Source organism: Pseudomonas sp. BP6, from assembly GCF_017875935.1.
Taxonomy (GTDB): domain Bacteria; phylum Pseudomonadota; class Gammaproteobacteria; order Pseudomonadales; family Pseudomonadaceae; genus Aquipseudomonas; species Aquipseudomonas putida_Y.
Map to the genome: position 1 here is coordinate 931911 of NZ_JAGINI010000001.1, position 22345 is coordinate 954255.

The 22345-nt window shown below is 54.9% G+C and carries 19 protein-coding genes; 6 read left to right on the forward strand and 13 right to left on the reverse strand.

Annotation, left to right across the window (positions count from 1 at the left end; all coding sequences use genetic code 11):
- The first annotated feature begins 47 nt into the window (after window positions 1-47).
- Both J3A98_RS04175 and J3A98_RS04180 read left to right on the forward strand, forming a co-directional pair.
- On the forward strand, window positions 48-980 hold the full coding sequence (locus J3A98_RS04175) for a KpsF/GutQ family sugar-phosphate isomerase (protein WP_209964226.1): 933 nt from the start codon (window positions 48-50) through the stop codon (window positions 978-980).
- 175 nt (window positions 981-1155) lie between these two features.
- A complete protein-coding gene (locus J3A98_RS04180; protein WP_209964231.1) occupies window positions 1156-2271 on the forward strand; it encodes a right-handed parallel beta-helix repeat-containing protein in 1116 nt (371 codons plus the stop codon).
- Between the two features lie 124 nt (window positions 2272-2395).
- On the opposite strand, the gene kdsB is transcribed toward J3A98_RS04180, so the two are convergent.
- Both kdsB and kdsA read right to left on the reverse strand, forming a co-directional pair.
- Window positions 2396-3682: a 3-deoxy-manno-octulosonate cytidylyltransferase gene (kdsB, locus tag J3A98_RS04185; protein WP_209964234.1), complete on the reverse strand. Its 1287-nt coding sequence runs from the start codon at window positions 3680-3682 to the stop codon at window positions 2396-2398.
- Between the two features lie 29 nt (window positions 3683-3711).
- Window positions 3712-4554: a 3-deoxy-8-phosphooctulonate synthase gene (gene kdsA / locus J3A98_RS04190; protein ID WP_209969732.1), complete on the reverse strand. Its 843-nt coding sequence runs from the start codon at window positions 4552-4554 to the stop codon at window positions 3712-3714.
- Between the two features lie 263 nt (window positions 4555-4817).
- On the opposite strand from kdsA, the gene J3A98_RS26795 reads away from it, so the two are divergent.
- On the forward strand, window positions 4818-5549 hold the full coding sequence (locus J3A98_RS26795) for a YqiA/YcfP family alpha/beta fold hydrolase (RefSeq protein ID WP_209964239.1): 732 nt from the start codon (window positions 4818-4820) through the stop codon (window positions 5547-5549).
- A 39-nt stretch (window positions 5550-5588) separates the two neighbouring features.
- Here the strand turns inward: J3A98_RS26795 and J3A98_RS04200 are convergent, their stop codons facing one another.
- The 8 genes from J3A98_RS04200 to J3A98_RS04235 all read right to left on the reverse strand — a co-directional run bounded on the left by J3A98_RS04200 (window position 5589) and on the right by J3A98_RS04235 (window position 16220).
- Window positions 5589-8507 (reverse strand): glycosyltransferase, encoded by a 2919-nt coding sequence (locus tag J3A98_RS04200; RefSeq protein ID WP_209964241.1) that lies wholly within the window; start codon window positions 8505-8507, stop codon window positions 5589-5591.
- Window positions 8488-9945, reverse strand: coding sequence for a mannose-1-phosphate guanylyltransferase/mannose-6-phosphate isomerase (locus J3A98_RS04205; RefSeq protein ID WP_209964244.1), 1458 nt, complete (start codon window positions 9943-9945; stop codon window positions 8488-8490). Before J3A98_RS04205 ends, J3A98_RS04200 begins: the two co-directional genes overlap by 20 nt.
- 31 nt (window positions 9946-9976) lie before the next feature.
- A complete protein-coding gene (locus J3A98_RS04210; protein WP_209964247.1) occupies window positions 9977-11068 on the reverse strand; it encodes a polysaccharide biosynthesis/export family protein in 1092 nt (363 codons plus the stop codon).
- A complete protein-coding gene (locus tag J3A98_RS04215) occupies window positions 11061-12167 on the reverse strand; it encodes an ABC transporter permease (RefSeq protein ID WP_209964250.1) in 1107 nt (368 codons plus the stop codon). Before J3A98_RS04215 ends, J3A98_RS04210 begins: the two co-directional genes overlap by 8 nt.
- Before the next feature lie 57 nt (window positions 12168-12224).
- A complete protein-coding gene (locus J3A98_RS04220; RefSeq protein WP_209964252.1) occupies window positions 12225-12878 on the reverse strand; it encodes an ABC transporter ATP-binding protein in 654 nt (217 codons plus the stop codon).
- A 13-nt stretch (window positions 12879-12891) separates the two neighbouring features.
- Entirely contained in the window at window positions 12892-13683 is a 792-nt protein-coding gene (locus tag J3A98_RS04225) for an ABC transporter permease (protein WP_209964256.1), read from the reverse strand.
- A gap of 521 nt (window positions 13684-14204) precedes the next feature.
- A complete protein-coding gene (locus J3A98_RS04230) occupies window positions 14205-15566 on the reverse strand; it encodes a phosphomannomutase (protein ID WP_209964259.1) in 1362 nt (453 codons plus the stop codon).
- A gap of 360 nt (window positions 15567-15926) precedes the next feature.
- On the reverse strand, window positions 15927-16220 hold the full coding sequence (locus J3A98_RS04235) for a hypothetical protein (RefSeq protein WP_245354943.1): 294 nt from the start codon (window positions 16218-16220) through the stop codon (window positions 15927-15929).
- Window positions 16221-16990: 770 nt separating this feature from the next.
- On the opposite strand from J3A98_RS04235, the gene J3A98_RS04240 reads away from it, so the two are divergent.
- Entirely contained in the window at window positions 16991-17728 is a 738-nt protein-coding gene (locus tag J3A98_RS04240; protein ID WP_209964262.1) for a hypothetical protein, read from the forward strand.
- 203 nt (window positions 17729-17931) lie between these two features.
- On the opposite strand, the gene J3A98_RS04245 is transcribed toward J3A98_RS04240, so the two are convergent.
- Together J3A98_RS04245 and wecB are read right to left on the reverse strand one after the other, a co-directional pair.
- Window positions 17932-18207, reverse strand: a complete 276-nt coding sequence (locus J3A98_RS04245; RefSeq protein WP_176685649.1) for a DUF3077 domain-containing protein — start codon at window positions 18205-18207, stop codon at window positions 17932-17934.
- A 773-nt stretch (window positions 18208-18980) separates the two neighbouring features.
- Complete coding sequence (gene wecB, locus J3A98_RS04250) at window positions 18981-20123, reverse strand: UDP-N-acetylglucosamine 2-epimerase (non-hydrolyzing) (RefSeq protein WP_209964266.1); 1143 nt, start codon at window positions 20121-20123, stop codon at window positions 18981-18983.
- A 429-nt stretch (window positions 20124-20552) separates the two neighbouring features.
- Here wecB and J3A98_RS04255 point away from each other — a divergent pair, with 429 nt between their 5' ends.
- Window positions 20553-20888: a helix-hairpin-helix domain-containing protein gene (locus J3A98_RS04255; protein WP_209964270.1), complete on the forward strand. Its 336-nt coding sequence runs from the start codon at window positions 20553-20555 to the stop codon at window positions 20886-20888.
- Between the two features lie 91 nt (window positions 20889-20979).
- Here the strand turns inward: J3A98_RS04255 and J3A98_RS04260 are convergent, their stop codons facing one another.
- Window positions 20980-21147 (reverse strand): DUF2897 family protein, encoded by a 168-nt coding sequence (locus J3A98_RS04260; RefSeq protein ID WP_209964273.1) that lies wholly within the window; start codon window positions 21145-21147, stop codon window positions 20980-20982.
- Window positions 21148-21330: 183 nt separating this feature from the next.
- Between J3A98_RS04260 and pyrF the strand changes: the two genes are divergently transcribed.
- Complete coding sequence (pyrF, locus tag J3A98_RS04265) at window positions 21331-22032, forward strand: orotidine-5'-phosphate decarboxylase (RefSeq protein WP_010952851.1); 702 nt, start codon at window positions 21331-21333, stop codon at window positions 22030-22032.
- Window positions 22033-22345 lie beyond the last annotated feature (313 nt).

Genomic DNA, 22345 nt, shown 5'->3' on the forward strand with positions numbered 1-22345 from the left:
TTTAACATTCGCGCCTTCGTATACATTCGCTGTCGTCAGGGACGAAAATGAATCACCTCAGCATCGCCAAAGAAGCCCTTATCGCTCAAGCTCAAGCTGTTACTCAGTTGGCCGACCGCCTGGATGGCGAGTTCCAGAGCGCCGTTGAACTCATCCTTGGTTGCCAGGGGCGTACCGTTGTGTGCGGCATGGGTAAATCTGGCCTGATCGGCCAGAAGATGGTCGCCACCTTCGCATCCACTGGCACCCCCAGCTTTTTCCTGCACCCGGCCGAAGCCTTCCACGGCGACCTGGGCATGCTCAAGCCAATCGATGTGCTGATCCTGATCAGCTACAGCGGCGAAACCGAAGAGTTGATCAAGCTGATTCCTAGCCTCAAGTCTTTCGGTAACAAGATCATCGCCATGACTGGGAACGGCAAATCTACGCTGGCCAAGCATGCAGACATCTGGCTCGACATTTCGGTCGAGCGTGAAGTCTGCCCGAACAATCTGGCTCCCACCACTTCGACGCTGGCGACTATGGCCATGGGTGATGCATTGGCAGTGGCGCTGATTGAGGCTATCCAGTTCAAGCCAATGGACTTCGCTCGCTACCACCCCGGTGGCAGCTTGGGTCGTAAGTTGCTGACCCGTGTTTGTGACGTCATGCACTCGCCGGCGCCTGTTGTTGCCCCATCTACCAGCTTCCATGATTGCCTGCTGGTCATGACTCGTAGCCGCTTGGGCATGACGGCGGTGATGGATAACGACAAGCTGGTCGGTATCGTTACGGACGGCGACCTGCGTCGGGCGCTGCTGGAAGACGAGAGCGTTATTCAAGCCTCGGTTGAGCAGTTCATGACCGCCAGCCCACACACTATCCGCGAGGATTCTCAGCTTTCAGAGGCTGAGGCTTACATGCTGGACAACAAGATTAGAGCGTTGGCTGTGACCGATGCCGAGGGTGCTGTTGTGGGTGTTGTGGAGATTTTTGACTAAGGGTTCGTGCATCTATTCAGAAAAGCCGGCATGCGAAGCATGCCGGCTTTTTTTTGCATGATTTTTATGGTGTTGTTTGATTGATTGTAAATTACATGCGCAGCCGGCTTGAGGGTTAGTGCTGGTTTTTGAGGCTATACTTGTCAATTTTAAGTTGTGCTATGAGGCTGAGTGGATGAAGGGTGAAAATACTGGTCGTTTTATGTTTCGGTTTGCGTTGTGCTGTGGTTTTGCTGGTTGTATGCAGGCGGCGAGTGCAGGCGAAGTCAACTCTGTGTGCGAATTGCCTGGCGGGGGGGATATTAATGGGGATGTTAAATTGGATAGGAAGTGCACTTATAATCAAACGGTTAATATTTCCACCTCAAATACAAAGCTTGATTGTGATGGCGCAACTCTAGATGGAATGGGTAAGTTGAAAGACGGAGTTTCAATTTCTAGCCAGGGGCGGCAGTTGAGAAATGTATCGGTATCAAATTGTAATGTAAAAAATTTCGCAAATAATGGTGTTGCTGTTCGCTCTGGTGTTCCGGATTTTAAGCGCTCAGGTAGTCGTGATCATAATTATAATATTAGTCCAAGTGGTGTGGCTCTCTCTCACTTGCATGTTGAAAATAGTGGGGGGGTTGGGGTTTATCTATATAGCTATGTTTCGAATGTCACGTTGCGTGAGTCGGTAGTAGAAGGATCTCGAGGAGTTGGTGTGTACTTGGAGCAAAGTTCTCGGGAGAATAAGCTAATAAATAATATCATTAAAAATAACGGTGATATGGATGGCCCAAAATCGGGTCAGAGGGAGGGTGTGGCAGTTGATTCTTCCGCAAAAAATCTGATTGAAGGGAATAGCTTTATTGATAATTCTGCCGGAGGTATCTTTCTTTACAAAAACTGCGGGGAGAATTTTAGTAAAGGCATGGCGGTTTTGCGCTGGCAGTCAAGCAATGAAAATGTAATCAGAAATAACAAGTTTGTTGGGGAAAGCGTGGGTGTCTGGATCGCCTCGCGTCAAGGAAGGGACCTGTCACATAGAGACTGTGGTGACGCGTCACTGGATGGAAGAGGTAAATTTTATCGAGATTATGCGGATCACAATACTGTAGAGAATAATAAGTTTTGTGGTGGTGGGGAGGGTGTTAGGGTTGATGGAAATTTTAATATGGTTAGAAATAATAAATCAGATGTGCAAGGCAAATATTGGGTCGTACAGTCGAAAAATATGACGACACGACTAACTGGAGTGCCAGCTGAGGGTAATGTGGTGGAAGGGAATCGGTATGAAAGTTGCAATTGATTAGCTTGTCTTTTATGAGGTGCTAATGGTTAAGGTTCGGGGGTGGCGGGCTTTGTTTTTGGGGCGTTGAGTTTGATATTATATGTATTAAGCGGCAAGCTTCTTCGAGCTTGCCGCTTAATTATTACTGTGCCATTTTTGCCATTATTGTCGAGTATCCAGTGGCCGTGCCTAGTACTGCTTCTTTATTCTGCGCGAACAGAATTGCGTCGGCAACCTCCCTGAATGCGCCATTACCACCAAATGCATCAAGTGTTTGTGTGGCCGCAGCTCGGACATAGCTTGGTGCATCCGCCACAGCGAAGGACATTCCGCAAGCAGCAAAGGCTGGTAGGTCAATGCAATCGTCGCCAATGCAGGCAGTTTGCTTTGCTGTAACGCCAGCTTCAGACATCAGTTGTTCGCATGCGGCCATCTTGTCTTTTACACCGAACTGGCAAAGCGTGATTCCTAGGTCGCTAACACGTTTGCGCAAAGTTGCTGAGTCGCGACCTGATAGCACGGCGACCCTAACACCGTTTTCTTCTAGCAAGCGCATTCCCATGCCGTCTCTGACATGGAAGCGTTTTAGGCACTCGCCGGTGGCGTCATAATAAATTCCGCCATCAGTAAGGACGCCATCTACGTCTGTGATTACTAGCCTAATGTCAGCAAGTGAAGGCTTTGCTGCGGGCGGGCGCCCTGTCATAATTGCGCGAACTCGCTCTAAGCATTCGGGTGTATCAACGCCAGGGCCTGTAGCTTCTACTTTATAGGCGCGAATACAGTACCCGGCTGCAAGTAATCGCAATTGCTCCAACTTTTCAGCTTGCTCCATCATGGGTTGGTGCAAATCTGCGTACTCAGCCAAAACCTCTCTGCGATAAGCATATACGCCCACATGTTTTAAATAACTCGCATGCTCCCCATCGCGAGGATAGGGTATCGGTGAGCGGCTAAAGTAGAGCGCATTTCCATTTGAAGCGAGCACTACTTTTACAGTATTCGGGTTGTTGGCTTCATCTGTATCAATTGGGTGACACAGAGTGCCAACGTTAACATCTTTGTCCGCAAGCATGCCCGCGACCAATGCTTCGATGTCCGTTGGTCGTACGAGAGGTTCATCACCTTGCAGATTGATGTAAATATCTGCAGAGACGTGGCTCATAACTTCGGCCAGTCGATCTGTTCCTGATGGGTGATCAGGAGAGGTCATCACGCATTTGCCTCCGAATGCATGTACTGCAACAGCCACTCGTTCATCGTCGGTAGCAACAACCACTACCTGAACATTTGATACTTGCTGCGCGCGCTCATAAACATGCTGTACCATTGATTTGCCGGCTATATCGGCCAATGGCTTGCCTGGCAGGCGGGTTGAACCGTAGCGGGCCGGTATAACAATAGCGACCCGTTGTTCACAACTTGCCATGTCACAGTCCTTGTTACGTTAAGCCAAATTTACGAAATGGTCAGCGGTGCGAAGGACTTAACCAGATCGTCAAGCGCTTTGATCTGAGCGAGGAATGGCTCTAGTTTATCCAGCGGTAGAGCGCTTGGGCCGTCGCACTTAGCTTTATCAGGGTTCGGATGCGCTTCAAGGAACAGACCTGCCAGGCCAACACCCATACCGGCACGTGCAAGGTCTACAACTTGGTCGCGGCGCCCGCCAGATGCTGCGCCAGATGGGTCGCGGTTTTGCAATGCGTGAGTGACGTCGAAAATGATAGGCAGGTCATCGCAAGTGCGTTTCATAACGCCGAAGCCCAGCATGTCCACAACCAAGTTATCGTAACCCATGCAAGATCCACGATCACACAAGATCAGCTGGTCATTTCCAGCTTCTTTAAACTTGTGAACAATATTCTGCATCTGTGAGGGGCTGAGAAATTGTGGCTTTTTGATATTGACCGGTTTGCCAGTTTTGGCAAGAGCTACGACCAAGTCCGTCTGCCGTGCTAGGAAAGCTGGCAGTTGCAGCACGTCTACAACTTCGGCGACAGGTGCAGCCTGATAAATCTCGTGGACGTCAGTGATGATTGGCACGCCAAACTCAGCTTTTACCTTCTCGAAAATACGCAGACCTTCTTCCATTCCGGGGCCGCGGTACGAGTGGATGGACGACCGGTTGGCTTTGTCGAAGCTGGCTTTGAAAACGTAGGGGATGCCCAGTTTTTCTGTCACGCGGACATATTCTGCGCATGCTGTCAGCGCAAGGTCTTCGGATTCCAAGACGTTGATGCCGCCGAAGAGCACGAACGGGGAGGAGTTAGAGCACTCGATAGAAGGGGTCAGTTTCAAGATATCAGTCCATTATGCGTTGAATACTTCAAGTGCTACTTTAGTATTTTTTTCTCAATGAGTCTATATCGACGTGTATTCGAAATCAGCATTATCAGGAGGTTTTTGTTGATTTTTTGTTAATTTTGGTGTATTTGTGATGGCCGATTACGATTCGATTTCGCTATTGAGCTGCTTGTCGATTGTAAAATACTTGGTGGGTGTGGCGTCGCAAGGCTGGCGTGGTCGTCGACGTTGAAAAAAGATTGTATTGCTGGGGGCTGAGTGTGTCGACAGAGCTGGAAATTGATCTAGAGTATAAAAAAGTTGTAGCGGAACATACTAGGGTGATTCAAGGTGAGGAAGTCGTTTATATAGATCGTGGAAGGGGTAAGAATAAGCTTTTGGTGGGCTTGGCAACCTTGATGAACAAAGGGGTTTACGCCGGTGTCAAAAGTTATTACAAAGATTACCCTGGAGACGTACTCTGCTTGGTTGATCCGGATAATACTTACTATTTGCGTAGTGATCGTGGGTTGCACATCAGAAGTGTTGTCTCTGAGATCGTGAAGGATTATAAACCAGAAAACGTTGTGTTCTGTGGCGCGTCGATGGCGGGATTCGCTGCTATTGACCTGGCGCTTTTTTTTGATGCAAACGCAGTGGTGAATAATCCTCAGGTCAATCTTGATGCTACCTATGAAACAGCTTGGCCTAAGTTGCGGGAAGTTATTGATCAAATAGAGCAAAAGTATAATATTGATGAGCTATCATTTCGCTCTAGGTCGTCTGTGATCGGTGCTGCATTTGGTCAGCATCCTATGGATCTTGTTAATAGAGATGCCCTCTTCAAGCTCTGTGCGCGCACTCCTGGCGTAGGATTGATTTTTGGGAATTCTCATGATGTAGAGCATAAGTACTACTATCAGGGTATTAATGGTTTCTTGAAAATGGTAGATATGGTGTTTTCGCATCGAGAGTTGATGGTAGGGATACATTCAAAGTTCCCTCGCTCTTGAGTTAAATAAAAAAGGGGGCTGCAAATGCAGCCCCTTTTTTTATGCTACTGGGTAGAAGTATTCGTCTACATAGTACTCATTTGGTCCAAGAGTTTTTGGCTTTTTGGCCGTCTTGGAGGGTGTGATCACAATCTTTATAGTGCCACTAGCGAGCGCGACCTGGTCGTTGGCGCTTGTGATCAGTAACTCAGCTTTAGTAGACCTCGCAAAGTGACTTTGAATTAGCTCGTTTGTGAACACTGGGCGAGTATTGCCGTTGAGCCAGAGTCGAGCCTCTGGGTCTAAGGTGTTGCAGATAACAATCTTCTTCGCACCTTTAATGGCTTGGGTGAACGACTTATGTTGCTGCATGTAGCGTGCGGCCAGCTGAGGTGGCTTAGGCTCAGGTAGGGAGCTGTTCACAACGACGCCATTTTTCAGCAGAGTGTTAGCGAGCATTTCCTTGTTCGAATCAGAATCGTTAAGTCGAATCAGGCTGTTACTGAACAGCTGGTGAACGAGGGCTTCTGTACGTAGCGCGGCACCTGCATTGTCGAATTCAGCGCTTAATACCTTCCTAATCGCTGTCTCAATGTGATCCCGGTGGAATGCATCAAGAGTAATGCCCTTGCCAGAATAAACACTGTGTCCGAGTGCGATCGTAGGCTTGCCAAGCAGAATCGATTCAAGACCAACTGTGGAGTTGATCACCACGTTAGCGACTGCATGCTTGAGCATCGTGTGAAGGTGCAGGGAGTTGTCAAAGATTACACCAGGGTGCAGTGCTTTGAGTTCCTCGGGCGTCAGGGAGTACTCAGGGTGCGGCCTGCATACTACCTTCAAACCGGTGCGATTAGCGACTTCCTTCACATCCTCGATAACATCGGCCATTTTTTTGTAAATAGGCGAGTTGATGATGATGTTGGAGTCACCCTCAATTTGCATTGGGAAGAAGATGAACTTGGCTCTCGCCGGTAGACCGATCTTGCGATTTACCTCTTCGCTAGTCAGATCGCGATCAAGATTTTTTCCGACAATGGTCTTTCCTTGAGTGGAAAAATCTTTGATATATGCGCGAGCGACTTTTCGCTCCTCTTCAGTAATGAGGGGGAGGTAACTACCAGCGATATAGCTCTTGAAGTTTACACCCTGAGGGTCGAAGACCAGAGTATCCGGCAACAGGCCGCGCTCGACGTGGAAGACTGGCACGCTGGCAATTTTGGCGGCAACTTTCATCAGGAAGATGAAGTGCGGACCGTTGCCATTCCAGCCAACCAAGAAGTCAGGTGCGGTTTTGGAGATTCGGCGAAGAATCGAATCGAGGATTAACATGGCGTGCGCAATGACATCCACTACCTTCTTGCCTTCGAAATGCTCAGGGAACATATCTCGGTAGGTAGTGATTTCGTCGCTTATGTTCACGCCTTTAAGAGTGATTTCAATGCGGTCGCTTTTTTCAAATTGCTTGCGTAGTTCCGCCTTGATGTCTTCCCGTTTCTTCTTTTCCAGGTCTGGCCGGGTAGGGTGCGCCAAATAGCCTTCGGAAAGGAAGCGGTTGCAGCGAGCTGCATCCATGGTGACAAACTCGGAGTAGATACCCAGTTTTTTGAAGCTTTCAGCAAGCGACAGCTTATAGCCGATAAGGTAGTCTGCGTCAGAACTATAGATCAGTGCTTTGGTGCGCTTGGTGTTGGCCCCAACGGCAGCAGCAATGTGCTTCGCGGTGCTTGTCGCAATAATCTCAGGGCGATACGTGAAATCATTATTGATGATGGCGTTATAGCTACGTGCAGCAGTGGTGCGACTATAGTAGGTTCTGGCCAGCATGTAAGCATTGTGCGAAATTTTCTTGCGCAGTTCAGCATCTTTAAGCAGGTCAATGACAGCTTTGGCGAATTCAGCATTATCATCTTTGATGAAGCAGTTGATGCCATCTTTGCCTTCGATACCGTCCATTGAGAAGGCAGTGGCTACAATTGGCATGCCGTGCGAGAACGCCTCAATGTTTTTAACCTTCATCCCCGCGCCGCTCATGATCGGAGACACTACGATCTTGGATTGAGCGTAGGTTTTGGTGAGGTCGTCTACGCGGCCAAGATAAACGATGTTGTCGTTTTTCAGGGCTTTCACGGACGCGATGTTGCTGACCTCCCCTGCGATGGCAAGTTTAACCTTCGGGAAAGCCTTGCGAACGGCAGGGAAGGAATGCCGAATGAAGTGCTTGATACCTTCCGAGTTGAAGGGGGATGCTGAACCGACGAACAGGATGTCGTAAATTTCTTTGCCGGTAACGTGTTCTGTCTGGAAGTCGTTAAAGGCAGGGAGAGTCAGAATCTTTTGGTTAGGCAGCCGTTTCTGGATTTCCCGAGTTTCGTTTGGATTAATCGAAACGATAAAATCATAGGACGAGAGCAGTTGGAATTCGTCTTGTTCAAAGCTGACCAGATCGACTTTTTTCTTGTAGGTGCCAGCCTTGATTGCGGCCGAAATAATGCTTGTTTGAATGTCGTGTGTATCGACAATTCGCACACCCTTGTAAGACTTTGGAATGGCGCGATCAAGCTTTACATAGTTCACTAGGACGTGAGTTGGGCGCAATTGAGCGACCATCTGGTGGACAAGCTTTTTATAGGCTTCCGGGCAGGCGTCAATGTTGGACACCTGGTTCTTATCCGAAAGCTTCGCCAGCTTCTGAAGCAGGCTTGGTTTTGTTTCTTTGTTGAAGCGTGGGTGACGACGAACCTCCACCTCCCGAATGTTCGGGTAGTGCGCTTTTAGCTCTTGCTGAACGTGTGCCGATGTTCTGGCTTCTTGGTTAAAGTTCAGGACAGCAAGAGAAACATCATGGCCCTCCGCGAGAAGTACCTTGATGGTCTGGTCAATGCGGCTCTGATTGCCCTTGAAAACCGGGTAAGGGATTTCTGGCGTAAGGATGAGAATGTGTTTTTTCTGATCCATTTCAGTGGATTGCTGGTTCATTGTTCAGTACTTTTGCATCAGATTTTTGTTGGGGTGCGCGGCCGTATCGATCTTCAAAGCGAACAATGTCGTCTTCGCCGAGATAAGTGCCAGATTGAACCTCGATCATCTCCAGGGGGATTTTTCCTGGATTTTCAAGTGCGTGCACAACACCAATCGGAATGTAGGTGGACTGGTTTTCAGTCAGCAGGATTTCTTTCTCGGCAATGGTCACTTTTGCTGTGCCGGTGACCACGATCCAGTGCTCGGCACGGTGGTGGTGCATCTGTACCGATAGCTTCTGTCCAGGAGCTACAGTGATACGCTTGACCTGATAGCGCGGGCCATTGTCGATAGAGTCGTAGGCCCCCCAAGGGCGGTAGACTTTTCGATGGCTTGTGGCTTCGGTGCGCTTGGCTTGCTTGATACGATCTACCAGTAACTTGACGTCTTGGGCTTTGTCTTTCGAGGCAACCATTACAGCGTCAGCAGTTTCGACTACGACAACATCATCAAGGCCCAATACCGAGACCATGCGATGCTCCGCATGAACATACGCATTGCTGGTTGCTTCAAGGATTACATCGCCTTGAGTTGCGTTGCCTTGGGCGTCCTTTTCGGTAATTTCCCAAACGGCGGACCAAGAACCGACGTCGTTCCAGCCCGCATTCAGCGGAACTACTGCAACCTTGTCCGAGCGCTCCATGACGGCGTAGTCAATGGAGATATTTTCAGCAGCGCTGAATGCTGCGGCATCCAGGCGAGTGAAGTCGAGGTCGGTTTTCGCAGCTGCCAGTGCATCTTCAACGGTCTGCACCACTTGTGGTGCATGTGAGCGCAGTTGCTCAAGCATTACCGAGGCCTTGAACAGGAACATACCGCTGTTCCAATAGTAACGGCCGTCTTCCAGATATTCTTGGGCCTTGGCAAGATCAGGCTTTTCAACGAACGCTTCTACCGGTTGTACCGCTTGGCCTTTTTCTGCTACGCGGATGTACCCATAGCCAGTTTCGGCTTTGTTGGGGACGATGCCGAAGGTCACGATGTTTCCATCTCGTGCGGCAACGGCGCCTGTCTCGAATGCGCGTTGCAGGGCTTCGATATCTTCGATGGCGTGATCAGCTGGCAGAACCAGAAGTAGTTCATCCTTACCATCGCTGAGTGACTGAAGTACTGCGGCCGCAATGGCGGGCGCGGTATTCCTGCCGCAAGGCTCGAGCAGGATGGCGCTTGGCGAAACGCCCAAGGCCCTGCATTGTTCTGCGACCAGGAAGCGGTGGTCTTCGTTGCTCACAACGATTGGAGTCAGGGCTTCGCCCTGAATCTCAGCCAAGCGCTTCAGCGTCGACTGGAACAGCGAAAATTCACCGCCAATGGAGAGGAACTGTTTCGGGTGCATGGCACGCGAGAGTGGCCAAAGGCGAGAGCCGGAGCCACCGGAGAGTACGACGGGGATCATGTGATTTCCCTATGCCTGATCAAATTGAAATTTATTTGTAAGCGCCGGTCGCACGTCCCAATAGCATGGTCTGAACGATAGGCGAAATCACCTTCTGCCATTCGTATACAGCTGCGTTTGTTACGTAGATAGTGTCGTCCGGTTTCACAGCAATCTGCCGCGCATAAAACACAGCTGCAGGATCGCGCATGTTCAGTCGAAGTACAGTTGGCTTCGACTTGGGGTCGTTTGCCATCCGGAACACGAAAACACCTTCCGGATTGGCATTCGCTTCACGTAAGCCGCCTACGCTGCCCAGCGCATCCAACAAGCTGGTGTTCTGGCTCGGAAGGTCTTTCAGGCCTGGCTCTGCCACGGCACCCATCGCTACAAAACGCTGACGTGCACGATCAAGCACCACTTCCGAGTTCGGGCGTAGCACCATGTTGTTGCCCGATAAAACGTCTTCATAGTTGAACTGTTGAATCTGGGTGCCGGTACGTACAGTCACGTTGACCAGGTGTGGCTCCAGTACAGGGCCGCCTGCTTGGTTCACCGCATCGAGCAGAGTGAGTGGGCCTTGTAGGGTGCTGAAGCGCCCAGGTGTCTTGACGGCACCGGCAACCAGTACCGAGCCCGACAGGTCACCGACCAACTCAACGTGGGTTTGCACGTCAGTGGTAATGCCCTTCAGCTGTCGGCGAATCATGGACTCGACCTCATTGAGGGTCATGCCGGCCACAAACTGACGGCCCACATAAGGGAGCGACAGCATGCCTTGAGCGTCAATACGCGACTTCAGCTGAGTGCCGCCAGTTGCCAAAGGGGCAAACAGGGCGGACTCTGCCGGAGCGGTATCGGCAATCAGCACATTCAGGGTGTCACCTGCGGCCAAGCGTACTTCAGGTGGTTGTGGCTTGGTGACTGTAGCCAGCGAGGCGCGTGGGGCGCCTGCCAGGTATGGGCCGATGGTGCTGGCGTTGATGTCCACGAGGTTGTACGCCTCGTTTTTATTCTCAATCGTGCCCTTGTATGGCCCTGCACCAGACATGGTGCCGCCACAACCCGCCAGGCCCAAGGTCGCCAGCGCCAAAGCAGCCAGTTTCAAGTTGAATGTCTTGGAGACAGCCAGGGATTTAATCACGATGATCCTCGATCGAAGCCAGAATGAAGCGCGTGATGCCATACAGCATCAATAGGCCAAGCAAAATGGTTGCCAGGTTGTACCAGCGCTCTGGGTAGAGCGCGAGCTGGGGGGTGTTAGGGCTGACTACGGTTACCAGGGTGCGGATTTTCTTGCTTGCTTCTACGCGGGCATTATCGAGCGCGGCAACAGCGGTCTTGTAGGTTTCCTCGGCGATGCCGGCGTCCAGGGTCAGTTGCTGGAAGCGCGAGGCAACCACGTTGAGCTGCGAGCCTTGTGGGGACGAAACCAGCAAGCGCTTCTCTTTGGCCAACTGACGGACAATGGCTTCAACCTTCTGCTTCTGCTGGCGGACTTGCGGCGCGTCAGCGCGCAGCTTGAACGACATCTCGGTCAGAACGGCCTGTTCCTTGGTGTACTGGCCTTCCAGGTCGGCAATGATGGTGGCGCGGCTTTGTGCGGAGTTACCGCCGTCCAGCACCTTGTTTACATTTTGGAAGTCCAGCAACTGGGTCTTGCGCTTGGCGTAGTTGACCCGCGCGGTTTCCAGTTCGCCTTGGGCAAACTTCATCTGCTCACGGGCAATGTTGTGGCTGACTTCGTTGACGAAGTGTTCGCTGGCCTGAAGGATGATACGCAGCATTTTCTCGGACAGTTCAGGGGTGAATGCCTGAACCTCAACACGCAGCAGGCCGGTGGTTTCGTCGTAGTGGGCCGAAACCATGCGCTGGTAGTACTTCAGCAGGTCTTCGCGCGCTGCGTCCTTGTCCAGCCAGAAGAATACGTCGCTGCGCTGGGCTGCGAATTGCTCGATCCAGTGCACTTTGTCTTCGAGCAGCAGCATCATGTCCATCGACGTGATGTATTCGCGCAGGTAAAGAGTCTCTTCCCGCGAGGCCGGGTTGGTGCCTGTCAGCAAGGTAGCAAGGCCTGGCATCTGCGCACCTTGATTGTTGCCATCCTGGCGTACCACCACCTGGGCGGAGCTGACAAAGCGGTCAGCGGCAAATAGGCTGTAGTAAACCCCTGCCAGGATCATTGGCAAAACCACCATGGCGATCGCCAGGCGCCAGCCCTTCTTTTTACCCGTACTGCTCATAATTGGATGCATCCTTGAAGTCGAACGGTGCTGCTTAAAATTGGGAATGGGGTTTATTTAGCTGCTGTAGGCCTTGATGCCTTCGGACACGTCGTCGTACACCTGGATTTCGCCATTGCGCACCAGCAGGACCACGTCGCAGAGTTTTTCGACTTCGGACATGGTATGGGTCACTAGCACGACGTTGGACTTCTGCAGTTTTTCCTGGAAAACCTCGTTGCACTTGCGCTTGAATTGCGCGTCGCCAACCGACATCACTTCGTCGATCAGGTAGTAATCGAAGTCGAATGCCATGCTTAGTCCGAAAGCCACGCGTGAACGCATGCCGGAGGAGTAGGTCTTGATTGGCTCGTCGATCCAGTCGCCGATTTCGGCAAATTCCTGGACGTAGCGAATCTTTTCGCGCATGGCGTCGCCAGTTGCACCATAAACGCGGCAGACGAACTTTATGTTGTCGCGCCCTGTCATGCTGCCCTGGAAGCCCCCCGTCAAACCAACCGGCCAGGAAATGCTGCGGTCGGTAATGATGGTGCCAGAGTCGGGCACGTCAGCACCGCCAAGCAGGCGCATAAGCGTGGATTTGCCAGCGCCGTTGCGACCGATAAGCCCAATGTTCTTGCCCGGCGGGATGGCAAGCGACAGGTTGCGGAAGACATACCGCCGACCATTGGGCGTGAGGTACGACTTGGTTACGTTTCTGAGTTCGAACACGTTTGGCCTGTACTTAACCGTTCTTGGTGGAAATCAGGTGCATCCTGCGGGCGCGGTAGGCACCCAGAGATAGGAACAGCAATACCAGGGTGAAGCTGATTACATAAGTCTCGGAGACGCCATCGACCGGGGTGTAATGCGGCAGTACTTCGGCGCGAATCAGTTCGAGGATGTGCAAGAACGGGTTGAGCAGCAGCACCGGCATCATGGCCTGAGGCAAGTAGGATGCGGGAATCAGCACCCCAGAGATAAAGTACAGGGGGAAGAAGGCCATGCGGATGACGATCTTGACGCTGGGAAGGGCGTGAGTGACCAAGGCCAGCATCATGCCCAGACCAAAGGCGAACAGCAGGCCCAGCGACAGAGTGGCGACCCATTGCAGTGGGCTGTGGATCGACATGTCGAAGCCTGCCCAGGCAAAGCCGAACACCAGAATGGCGTACACCGTAACCGCAATGCAGGTTTCTACAATGACGCGGGCAATGTAGGTGTCCAGTGGTTTGATCTGTTTGTAACCGAACAGTGAGCGGTTTTCGCGAAGGCTGTCCATCAGGCGCAGCGCGGTATTGCGGTAGAGCAGGAAGGGCGCCATGCCGACGAGGATGAACACCGGGTATTCAACGCCGGATACTGTGCGACCACGCAGCATTGCAAACAGCAGCGAGAAAAGGAGTAGGTGAACCAGCGGCTCCAGCAGCATCCACAAGGCACCCAGGCGGGTGTCGCCAACACGTGCACGCGCTTCGCGCAGGACCAAAGCGAAGATGACCGATTTCTGTATCTGTAGAGACGAACGAGCTTTCAAGATGGCGACCGCAAAGCAATGCAGCGCGCCTAAGCACGCCGAAATTCATCTTCAGGAAAGGCTCGCCCTGAGGCGATTTCAGATGGTTATTCCGGAAACTTCCCTGTTCTAAGGGGCAGAAGGGTAAGCGTCCAAGGGTATAAGCGTCAAGCGAGGTGCCGCAAATGTGCTCGAAAGTTCCAATCCATTAGCCATAATCGAGACGAAAGGCAGCTGATTGGATGATGGCACAATGATTCCATTTTGAGAAGTGGTAGGTCCAAAGGTTTTCACAGTTGGGGTGCTTTGGAGCTTACGTTGGAGTGGTAATTGTGTAGGTGAACGGGTTCACATTGTGTAAAAAAAAGCAGGTACGTGATGGTCAGCCGCTGACTAGACGGTCTGCCCCTAATGCAGTGGTTAGACCGTTGGGGATGGGGAGGGAGCAAGACAAGGGGCTGCGAGGCAGCCCCCAGAATGCCGAGTTGTGTATGGCACGTGCTCGCGCACGCCCAGATGCACCAGCAATTCCCTCGCCCGGATTATTCCCGGATCAGGCGCGCGATTTCGGCGACGCGCTGGGCCACCAGCGCTTCATCGCCCCGGCTCTCGACGTTCAGGCGCAGCAAGGGTTCGGTATTGGAACCACGCAGACTGAAGCGCCAGTCTGCGAACTCGACGCTGATCCCATCGGTGCGGTCCACGCTGGGGTTGTGTGGCAAGTAGAACGCCAGAATCTTCTCGATGGTGCCCTTCACATCGGCCACTTCGTAGTTGATCTCGCCACTGCATGGGAACGCTGCAATACGCTCGTCTACCAGTTGTGCCAGGCTCTTGCCGGTGTGGCTCATCAGCGCGGCGACCAGCAGCCACGGGATGTTGCCGCTGTCGCAGTAGGCGAAGTCGCGGAAGTAGTGGTGGGCGCTCATTTCACCGCCGTACACAGCGTCTTCGGCGCGCATGCGCTCTTTGATGAAGGCGTGGCCGGTCTTGCTCTGAATGGCCTTGCCGCCGGCGGCACTGACTTGCTCGATGGTGTTCCAGGTCAGGCGTGGGTCATGGATGATCTTGCTGCCCGGGTGCTTGGCCAGAAGCATTTCGGCCAGCAGGCCGACCACGTAGTAGCCTTCGATGAAGCGCCCCTGATTGTCGAAGAAGAAGCAGCGGTCAAAGTCGCCGTCGAAGGCGATACCCATGTCCGCGCCGGTTTCCAGCACTGCTTGGCGGGTAAGATCACGGTTTTCTGGCAGCAGCGGGTTGGGGATGCCGTTGGGGAAGTTGCCATCTGGCTCGCCGTTGATGATGGTGATATCCAGTGGCAGGCGAGCCTTGAGCAGTTCCAGTACCGGGCCAACCGCGCCATTACCAGGGTCGGCCAGGACTTTCAGGGGCTTGAGTGCGCCCAGGTCGATGTAGGTCAGCAGGTGCTCAATGTAGGCGGACTTGTCGAACGCTTCGCGCACGTTACCCGGCGTGGCCGCTTGAGTGCCCAGCTCGCCTGCTTCGACGCGCTGGCGGATATCGTTCAGGCCCGTGTCACCGCTGATCGGGCGCGACTGCTCACGCACCAGCTTCATGCCGTTGTAACCCTTTGGGTTGTGGCTGGCGGTGACCATGATGCCACCATCTGCCTTGTAATGGCTGGTGGCGAAGTAAACTTCCTCGGTGCCGCACAGGCCGATGTCGATCACATCGGCACCGCCTTCGGTCAGGCCCTGCATCAAGGCACGGGACAGGCCCGGGCTTTCAAGGCGCATGTCACGACCGACCACGTAACTGCGTCCGCCCAGTTGGGCCACCAGGGCGCGGCCAATGCGGTAGGCGATGTCGTCGTTGAGGTCGGTCGGCACTTGGCCGCGGATGTCATAGGCTTTGAAGCAACGAGTTTGGATAGGTGCGTACATACATCTCTCATATGCGGTGCCGACTGCAGGCACCGTCTAGAAGGGGATGGTGGGCAAAATGATTAGCCGCATGAATTTTGCTGCGCTACCTCGTTGAGGCAGGTGTAGCCAGGTTGTAATAGCCAAGGCTTGGGTGTTGCCACGAACGGTCAGGCCCATGATGCAGGCGACGGAGCTACTCACGCTGAATGAGCCTTTGCTCTGCACATCGATCAGGGCCGAGGGCATCATAGCTGGACTTTCCAGAGGATGCTCGGGGCGCCGCCAGGTAAGCGCTGCAATTTCTGCCGCCTGCACTTTCGGAAGACGAGTGTAGGCGGCGTTCGGCCCGGCGTTAGGGGCTATAACGAACGTCACGTTTTAGTGAGCGATGTCCATGGGGCCTGACGAGGTGGGTCGGATAATCGCGATGTCGACATGGTAATTGGCATACTCGGTGGATCGGACATCCGTACGCAATGTGGCACTCAATACGACCTCTTGCTGACGGTTGATATCGCTCAAGTAATTCTGGAATTGGTGCTCCTTCACAATGATCAGGACAACGCAGTTTGCACCTTGTGAAAGATGGTCTTTCATTTCTGCTGCGCTGAACGCGACTGCCACGTTACGCTCGTAACTCTCTACCAGATCGCGAGTCGATGTGGTGTCCATAGTCAAAGCCCCAGTGAGTCCACGGCGATTTGCCATCTTGGATTGGGTTAAAACATGACTACACATTTGCAAAAAAAGCGACTCGTACCACTCCACAGCCTTCTCCCTGGGTCGAAAAGGCGTCATAGATACAGCAGATCGCATCAGGTTGCTAGCCTTACGGGATAGCTGGCGTTGTGCTGCTACGCGCAGGGGCTGCGGCTGGCTGAGGGCATGCTGAAGCAGTATAGGGAAGGCTGAGGGGCTATTTGTCTAGTTCATGATTCCTTGTTATGAGGTTAAGCAGGGCGTGAATATTTAAGTGAGGCCACTCATGCAGGTATGAGATCAAAAGGAGCGCTGCTGAGTACAAAATTTTATTTGTTCACCCTGAGCGGCGTTGTACGATTCTCTTTTGGCGCGTAAGAGGATGTATCGCTTTCTCAGATCAAGTCTGTAACCCCACGCAATAGTTTTCACCGCATACCAGCCTTAAGTCTCTGAGGCTATTAAGGGTGATCCACTGATTAAACTGCGTGATGGGTGATAGGGCTGCCAGGCAGGTCCGCTACCGAAGGGGCGCAGCGCGAATGCGAGTGGGCATCAACCGATATTGTCCTTGCGCGGCCGCTGGGTTATTCACTGGAGGGAGCGTAGCGGGCGCAGTGTGGGATGCAACATTGGTCGCGGAGTCTTTGTGTTTTCCAGCAAAATCCGCAAAATTATGGCACTCTGCCAGACCTCGCTAGCCTTCTTGGCTTGACTTGTATCCGTACCAGAGCATCCGCCCGATGCGCCTGCCTGACCGTGAAACGATGAACATCCCTAACTTCAAGAAGTTGTTTATGCCTGATATTTCAGCAGACGCAGCCAGCCTTATCCATGCCATAGCCTCTGCCACTGCGGTAATCGCTGCGCTGATCGCCGCCAGTGCGATGATCATTGCCCATATGACCTCGGATGTAAAAAACCAGCAAGCCGACGTGCCCGTTTCGCGGGGTGCGCAGGCGGTTACTGTCGTCCAGGAGTCGGACGTGCAGGCCAGGCTGGAGATCGAGCAACTCATTGAGCAGAACGACGCGCTCAGGGCCGAACTGGAGCGCGAGAGGGCCGAGCGGTTGAAGTTGGAAGCCAGGCTGAAGCCCAGAACGCTGACGCCGCAGGCACATGATGCGTTCATGGCATTGGCGGGCGAGCTGAAGGCTAAGACGCTGGCACCGGTGGTGCTGCTGAATATTCACAAAGACGACAAGGAGGCTGTGCGCTTTGCCAAGGAAATTGCCGTTGCGCTGACCAAGGCGGGTGTGCAGGTTCAGATCAAGCAGTTGCCCCTGCAGAAGCACAATACCGGTACCCAGGTGGTCGTTTATGGCGGGGTCGGCAGTGACGAGCTTGAGCAGGCGTTCAAGGCCGCTGATTTTGCTTCGGATATCAAACGCTCGGGGCAGAGCCCGCGGGTGAAGGTGGATGATGGGGATGCGATTGCCATTTCGGCGTTTATCAGTGTTTATCCGCGCACGTTGATTTGAGGGGCGGGGCTGGAAGGGGGCTCTGATTCTTTGCGGGATTGTTGGGGATGGCACCGGCTGTGCCGGTGTTCGCGGGCACGCCCGCTCCCACAGTGTGGGCTTGTTCAGCTCAGTGGCCTGCCCTCGGCAGGTCTTGCCTGATATTGCCCATTCCATCTGACTGCAAGCGAGGCATAGCCTCGCCTGGTCTCGCGTCATCCCCTTCAGGGATGCCTGTTCTTCGCAATCTCGATGTCGTTCATCAGGGCTTTTGCGGTGGCCAGCAGGTAATCCGCTGCGCCCAGCATCTTGTGGTCGTCTTCCATATCGCCTTCGCGTACCAAGTGCTTGCAGTAGCCCAGCAGGACCGAGACGTGTTCATAGGCGTCATCGATGGGGACGCCGGGTTGGACGCGGAGCAGGTTCAGGGTGGGGTTGCCGGCTTCGAGGAAGGTTTCGATGCCTGCGGTGAGGAGGGGGGATTGGTTGTGGTTTTTCATGGTGAGACTCCAGTGCGTTGACAGAACCCACCACCTCGATCTTTCTCACGGACAAAGGTGGCAGCCATTGCGCGGGGTGAGAAACCGATGCACTGAAACCGGCCAAGCCGAAGCTTGCCCGCGAATGGCTGCCATTGAACAGTAGAGCAGCAGTGCGCAACGGGTTCTCACACCCGGTCACCAACATGGCGACCCGGTGACGTTATCCCTGAGGCATTTCCCCGACAATTCAGCTGCTTCTGACTGGCGCGTAGGATAGTTCGCTTGGTTGTCCGAGCTGAAGGGGTGGGGCAGGGTTTCAGGAAAGTCTGACGTGCGGAATGTGCATCCCAAGGCAAATCTCTTCGCCGTGATTGTTGACCGTTGTTGGGGTGGGTTTACACGCGGAAGGGGGGCTGCTGGCCAGTTTTTACTGGGTGTTCAGCGGTGCTGCGGCTACCGTATTCGCGGGTGAACCCGCTCCTACGCCGAGCGGGGATGGGTTCAGGGCGGGGTGGGGCTGCTGGCCAGTTTTTACTGGGGGGCAGCGGGGCTGCGGCTATCGTATTCGCGGGTGAACCCGCTCCTACGCCGGGCGGGGATGGGTTCAGGTCGGGGTGGGGCTGCTGGCCAGTTTTTACTGGGTGTTCAGCGGGGCTGCGGCTACCGTATTCGCGGGTGAACCCGCTCCTACGCCGGGCGGGGATGGGTTCAGGTCGGGGTGGGGCTGCTGGCCAGTTTTTACTGGGGGGGCAGCGGGGCTGCGGCTATCGTATTCGCGGGTGAACCCGCTCCTACATTGAGCGGTGGGGGCTGTTCCAGGTGGCCAGGGCTTCGCGTATGCGCGCGCAGGCTTTGCCATCGCCATAAGGGTTATGGGCGAAGCTCATTTCGCGATACGCCGCCTCATCGGTCAGCAAGGTACTCAACGCCCGCACAATCGATGCCACTTCGGTGCCCACCAGCTTCACCGTACCTGCCGCTACGGCTTCTGGCCGCTCGGTTGTGTCGCGCATCACCAGCACTGGTTTGCCCAAGGCCGGTGCTTCCTCCTGAATGCCACCCGAGTCGGTCAGAATCACGTACGCGCGGGTCATCAGGTACACGAACGGCAGGTAATCCAGGGGCTCGACAAGGTGGATGTTGCTCACATCCCCCAACAGCCGGTTGACCGGCTCGCGCACGTTGGGGTTGAGGTGCACCGGGTATACCACGTCCAACTCGGGGAATTGCCGCGCAGTCTGCACCAGGGCCTGGCAGATGCGCTCGAAGCCGCCACCAAAGTTTTCGCGCCGGTGGCCGGTGACCAGCAACAGCCGGCGTTCGGCTGCCAGGTAGCTGAAGTGGCTGGCGAAACGGGCCTTCAGCGCGGGGCTTTGCAGCTTTTGCTCCACCTCCAGCAAGGCGTCGATCACGGTGTTGCCGGTGGTGAAGATGTGCGCCGGGTCGGTGCCTTCGCGCAACAGGTTGTCGCGCGAGGTGGGGGTGGGCGCAAAGTGCAGCGCGGCAAGGGCCCCGGTCAGGCGCCGGTTGCCTTCTTCGGGCCAGGGTGAATACAGGTTGTTGGTGCGCAGGCCGGCCTCTACATGGGCAATGGGGATTTGCTGGTAGTAAGCCGCCAGGCTGGTGGCAAAGGTGGTGGCGGTGTCGCCATGCACCAGCACCACGTCGGGCTTGAACGCGGCCAGCACCGGTCGGATGCCTTGCAAGATGGCAGTGGTCACACCGGTCAGGTCCTGGCCGGCTTTCATGATGTTCAAGTCGTAATCGGGGCTGATGCCGAACAGCTCCAGCACCTGGTCGAGCATTTGCCGGTGCTGGCCGGTGACGCACACGCGGGCTTCGAAGCGGCTGTCCTGGGCCAGTTGCAGGGCTAGCGGGGCCATCTTGATGGCTTCTGGGCGGGTACCGAAAACAGTCAGGGTCTTGAGGGGCACGGCAGTGATCCTCTTGCTCGGGTCCTTGAAGCAGGCCGGTGTCCATTGCTCAAGAAATCTAGCAGGCGGGCAATGGCGTGCCAGTTTGCCGGGGGGATGCTTACCGACTGGGGGAGGGCGGTTTACCGGGCGAGCCTTGTTCGGCGGGCGTTGTAGGACAATGGCCTGGCATGGGTGGGCAGCGGCTATCGGACAAACGGGGATTTGGCTACAGGCACAGGACCAGGGCCTAGTGCATTCAGGGCCGGGGCGAGCGGGGCGTAAACGGCCACGGTTGCTGGGTGGGCGAGGTTGAGCGTTTTGCTGACCGATTCGGTAACCATTCGCCGGGGGGGTTGGGTATTGTGCGGCCGGGTTACCCGCTAGGGTTGGTTGCGCAGCCGAAGGAAAGCGGTTGCTGGAAAATGACCAACCCAAGGAGTGTTGACCATGCGCAATAACGTTCTGTCGTACCTGCTGCTGCCGCTGTTCGCCAGTATGTCGTTCTCCCTGAGCGCCGCCCCGGCCAGCACCATGGCAGTGGCCGAACCGGTGCCGGTGGTGGCCCAGGCTCAGGCACAGCAGGCGCCGAGGCTGGACTTGAATACGGCGGATGCACTCACCCTGCAAAAGGAGCTGAATGGCATTGGCAAGGCCAAGGCGGAGGCTATCGTGGCCTACCGCGAGGCCAATGGGCCGTTTGCTTCGGTGGATGAGCTGCTGGAGATAAAGGGGATAGGCAACGCGTTGCTGGAGCGCAACCGGGACAAGGTGATGGTGGAGTAAGCGGGCAGGGGCCGGGGTGATGCCCTGGCCCGGCCTTTATGTGCCGGGAATGGGGGCTTCCACAGGCGCAGCGCCTGAAGGGCTGGGTGTTTTAACGGTCTTCTGCGTCCTTGGCATCCGCTTCGGCATTGCGCTCATGTACCTTGCGCAGTTGCTCTTCGGTCAGCGGCAGTTTCTTGGCCGTGTCGCGCAGCAGCATCAACCCGCCGACAATCGAGCCGAGGGCTATGATGAGTATCAGCCAGGCATACCAGGGCATTGTCGTTCTCCTTAGATCGGGCCGTGGGCAACGGTTACATGAATTTTGAGCAATTGCCCGTTCCGTTGGTTCAATTATAGGTGCCAGGCCGTGCTGGGCCAATTCCGTGACCTGCGGGCCCCCAAGCCTGCGTCACTTCGTTTACAATGCGCGCCGATTTCGACTTGCCAAGAGACCCTGCCCATGTCCGCCTGCCAGACGCCCCTGATCGTCGCCCTGGATTTCCCTACCCGTGAGGCCGCCCTGAAGCTGGCTGACCAGCTTGACCCTGCGCTGTGCCGGGTGAAGGTTGGCAAGGAGCTGTTCACCAGCAGCGCTTCGGGCATTGTCGAAACCCTGTGTGACAAGGGCTTTGAAGTGTTCCTGGACCTCAAGTTCCACGACATTCCCAACACCACCGCCATGGCGGTAAAGGCCGCCGCCGAGATGGGCGTGTGGATGGTCAACGTGCATTGCTCCGGTGGCCTGCGCATGATGGCGGCCTGCCGTGAAGAACTGGCCAAGCGCAGCGGCCCGCAGCCGTTGCTGATTGGCGTGACCGTGCTGACCAGCATGGAGCGTGAAGACCTGGCCGGCATTGGCCTGGATGTCGACCCCCAAGAGCAGGTGCTGCGTTTGGCGGCGCTGGCGGAAAAAGCGGGGATGGACGGTTTGGTGTGCTCGGCGCTCGAGGCCCCGGCACTGAAGGCGGCGCACCCGTCGCTGCAATTGGTGACCCCGGGCATTCGCCCAGCGGGCAGCGCGCAGGATGACCAGCGCCGTATCCTCACCCCGCGTCAGGCACTGGATGCCGGTTCGGATTACCTGGTGATCGGCCGGCCGATCAGCCAGGCCGCAGACCCTGCGCAAGCGTTGGCAGCGGTGGTGGCGGAGATCCGCGGGTAATTAACCTGCGGTTGTCCAGCAGGGGCCTGCGCCGAACCACCGATGTGGGCCCACCATCGATGCCTGTGTCGAACCCCTGATGTGCCTGCACCCCCGATGCGTGTGTAGGAGCGGGTTTACCCGCGAATACGGTAGCAGCGGCAACGGTGAACGGTTGGTGGAAATTGGCCGGCAGGCCCGGCCCTTTCGCGGGTGAACCCGCTCCTACGACGGGCTGTGCCGAGCCATCGATGTGTGTCACCGCGAATACGGTGGCGGCGGCAACGGTGGGCGGCTGGTGGAAATTGGCCGGCAGGCCTAGCCCTTTCGGGCC

Bases quoted from the DNA above. Each gene is read 5' to 3' on its own strand.
- J3A98_RS04260 (WP_209964273.1), bottom strand. From the start codon at position 21,147: ATGCCCTGGTATGCCTGGCTGATACTCATCATAGCCCTCGGCTCGATT.
- J3A98_RS04180 (WP_209964231.1), top strand. From the start codon at position 1,156: ATGAAGGGTGAAAATACTGGTCGTTTTATGTTTCGGTTTGCGTTGTGC.
- J3A98_RS04235 (WP_245354943.1), bottom strand. From the start codon at position 16,220: ATGGACACCACATCGACTCGCGATCTGGTAGAGAGTTACGAGCGTAAC.
- pyrF (WP_010952851.1), top strand. From the start codon at position 21,331: ATGTCCGCCTGCCAGACGCCCCTGATCGTCGCCCTGGATTTCCCTACC.
- J3A98_RS04240 (WP_209964262.1), top strand. From the start codon at position 16,991: ATGCGCCTGCCTGACCGTGAAACGATGAACATCCCTAACTTCAAGAAG.
- J3A98_RS04205 (WP_209964244.1), bottom strand. From the start codon at position 9,945: ATGATCCCCGTCGTACTCTCCGGTGGCTCCGGCTCTCGCCTTTGGCCA.
- J3A98_RS04175 (WP_209964226.1), top strand. From the start codon at position 48: ATGAATCACCTCAGCATCGCCAAAGAAGCCCTTATCGCTCAAGCTCAA.
- J3A98_RS04215 (WP_209964250.1), bottom strand. From the start codon at position 12,167: ATGAGCAGTACGGGTAAAAAGAAGGGCTGGCGCCTGGCGATCGCCATG.
- J3A98_RS04230 (WP_209964259.1), bottom strand. From the start codon at position 15,566: ATGTACGCACCTATCCAAACTCGTTGCTTCAAAGCCTATGACATCCGC.
- J3A98_RS04245 (WP_176685649.1), bottom strand. From the start codon at position 18,207: ATGAAAAACCACAACCAATCCCCCCTCCTCACCGCAGGCATCGAAACC.
- J3A98_RS04255 (WP_209964270.1), top strand. From the start codon at position 20,553: ATGCGCAATAACGTTCTGTCGTACCTGCTGCTGCCGCTGTTCGCCAGT.
- J3A98_RS04200 (WP_209964241.1), bottom strand. From the start codon at position 8,507: ATGAACCAGCAATCCACTGAAATGGATCAGAAAAAACACATTCTCATC.
- kdsB (WP_209964234.1), bottom strand. From the start codon at position 3,682: ATGGCAAGTTGTGAACAACGGGTCGCTATTGTTATACCGGCCCGCTAC.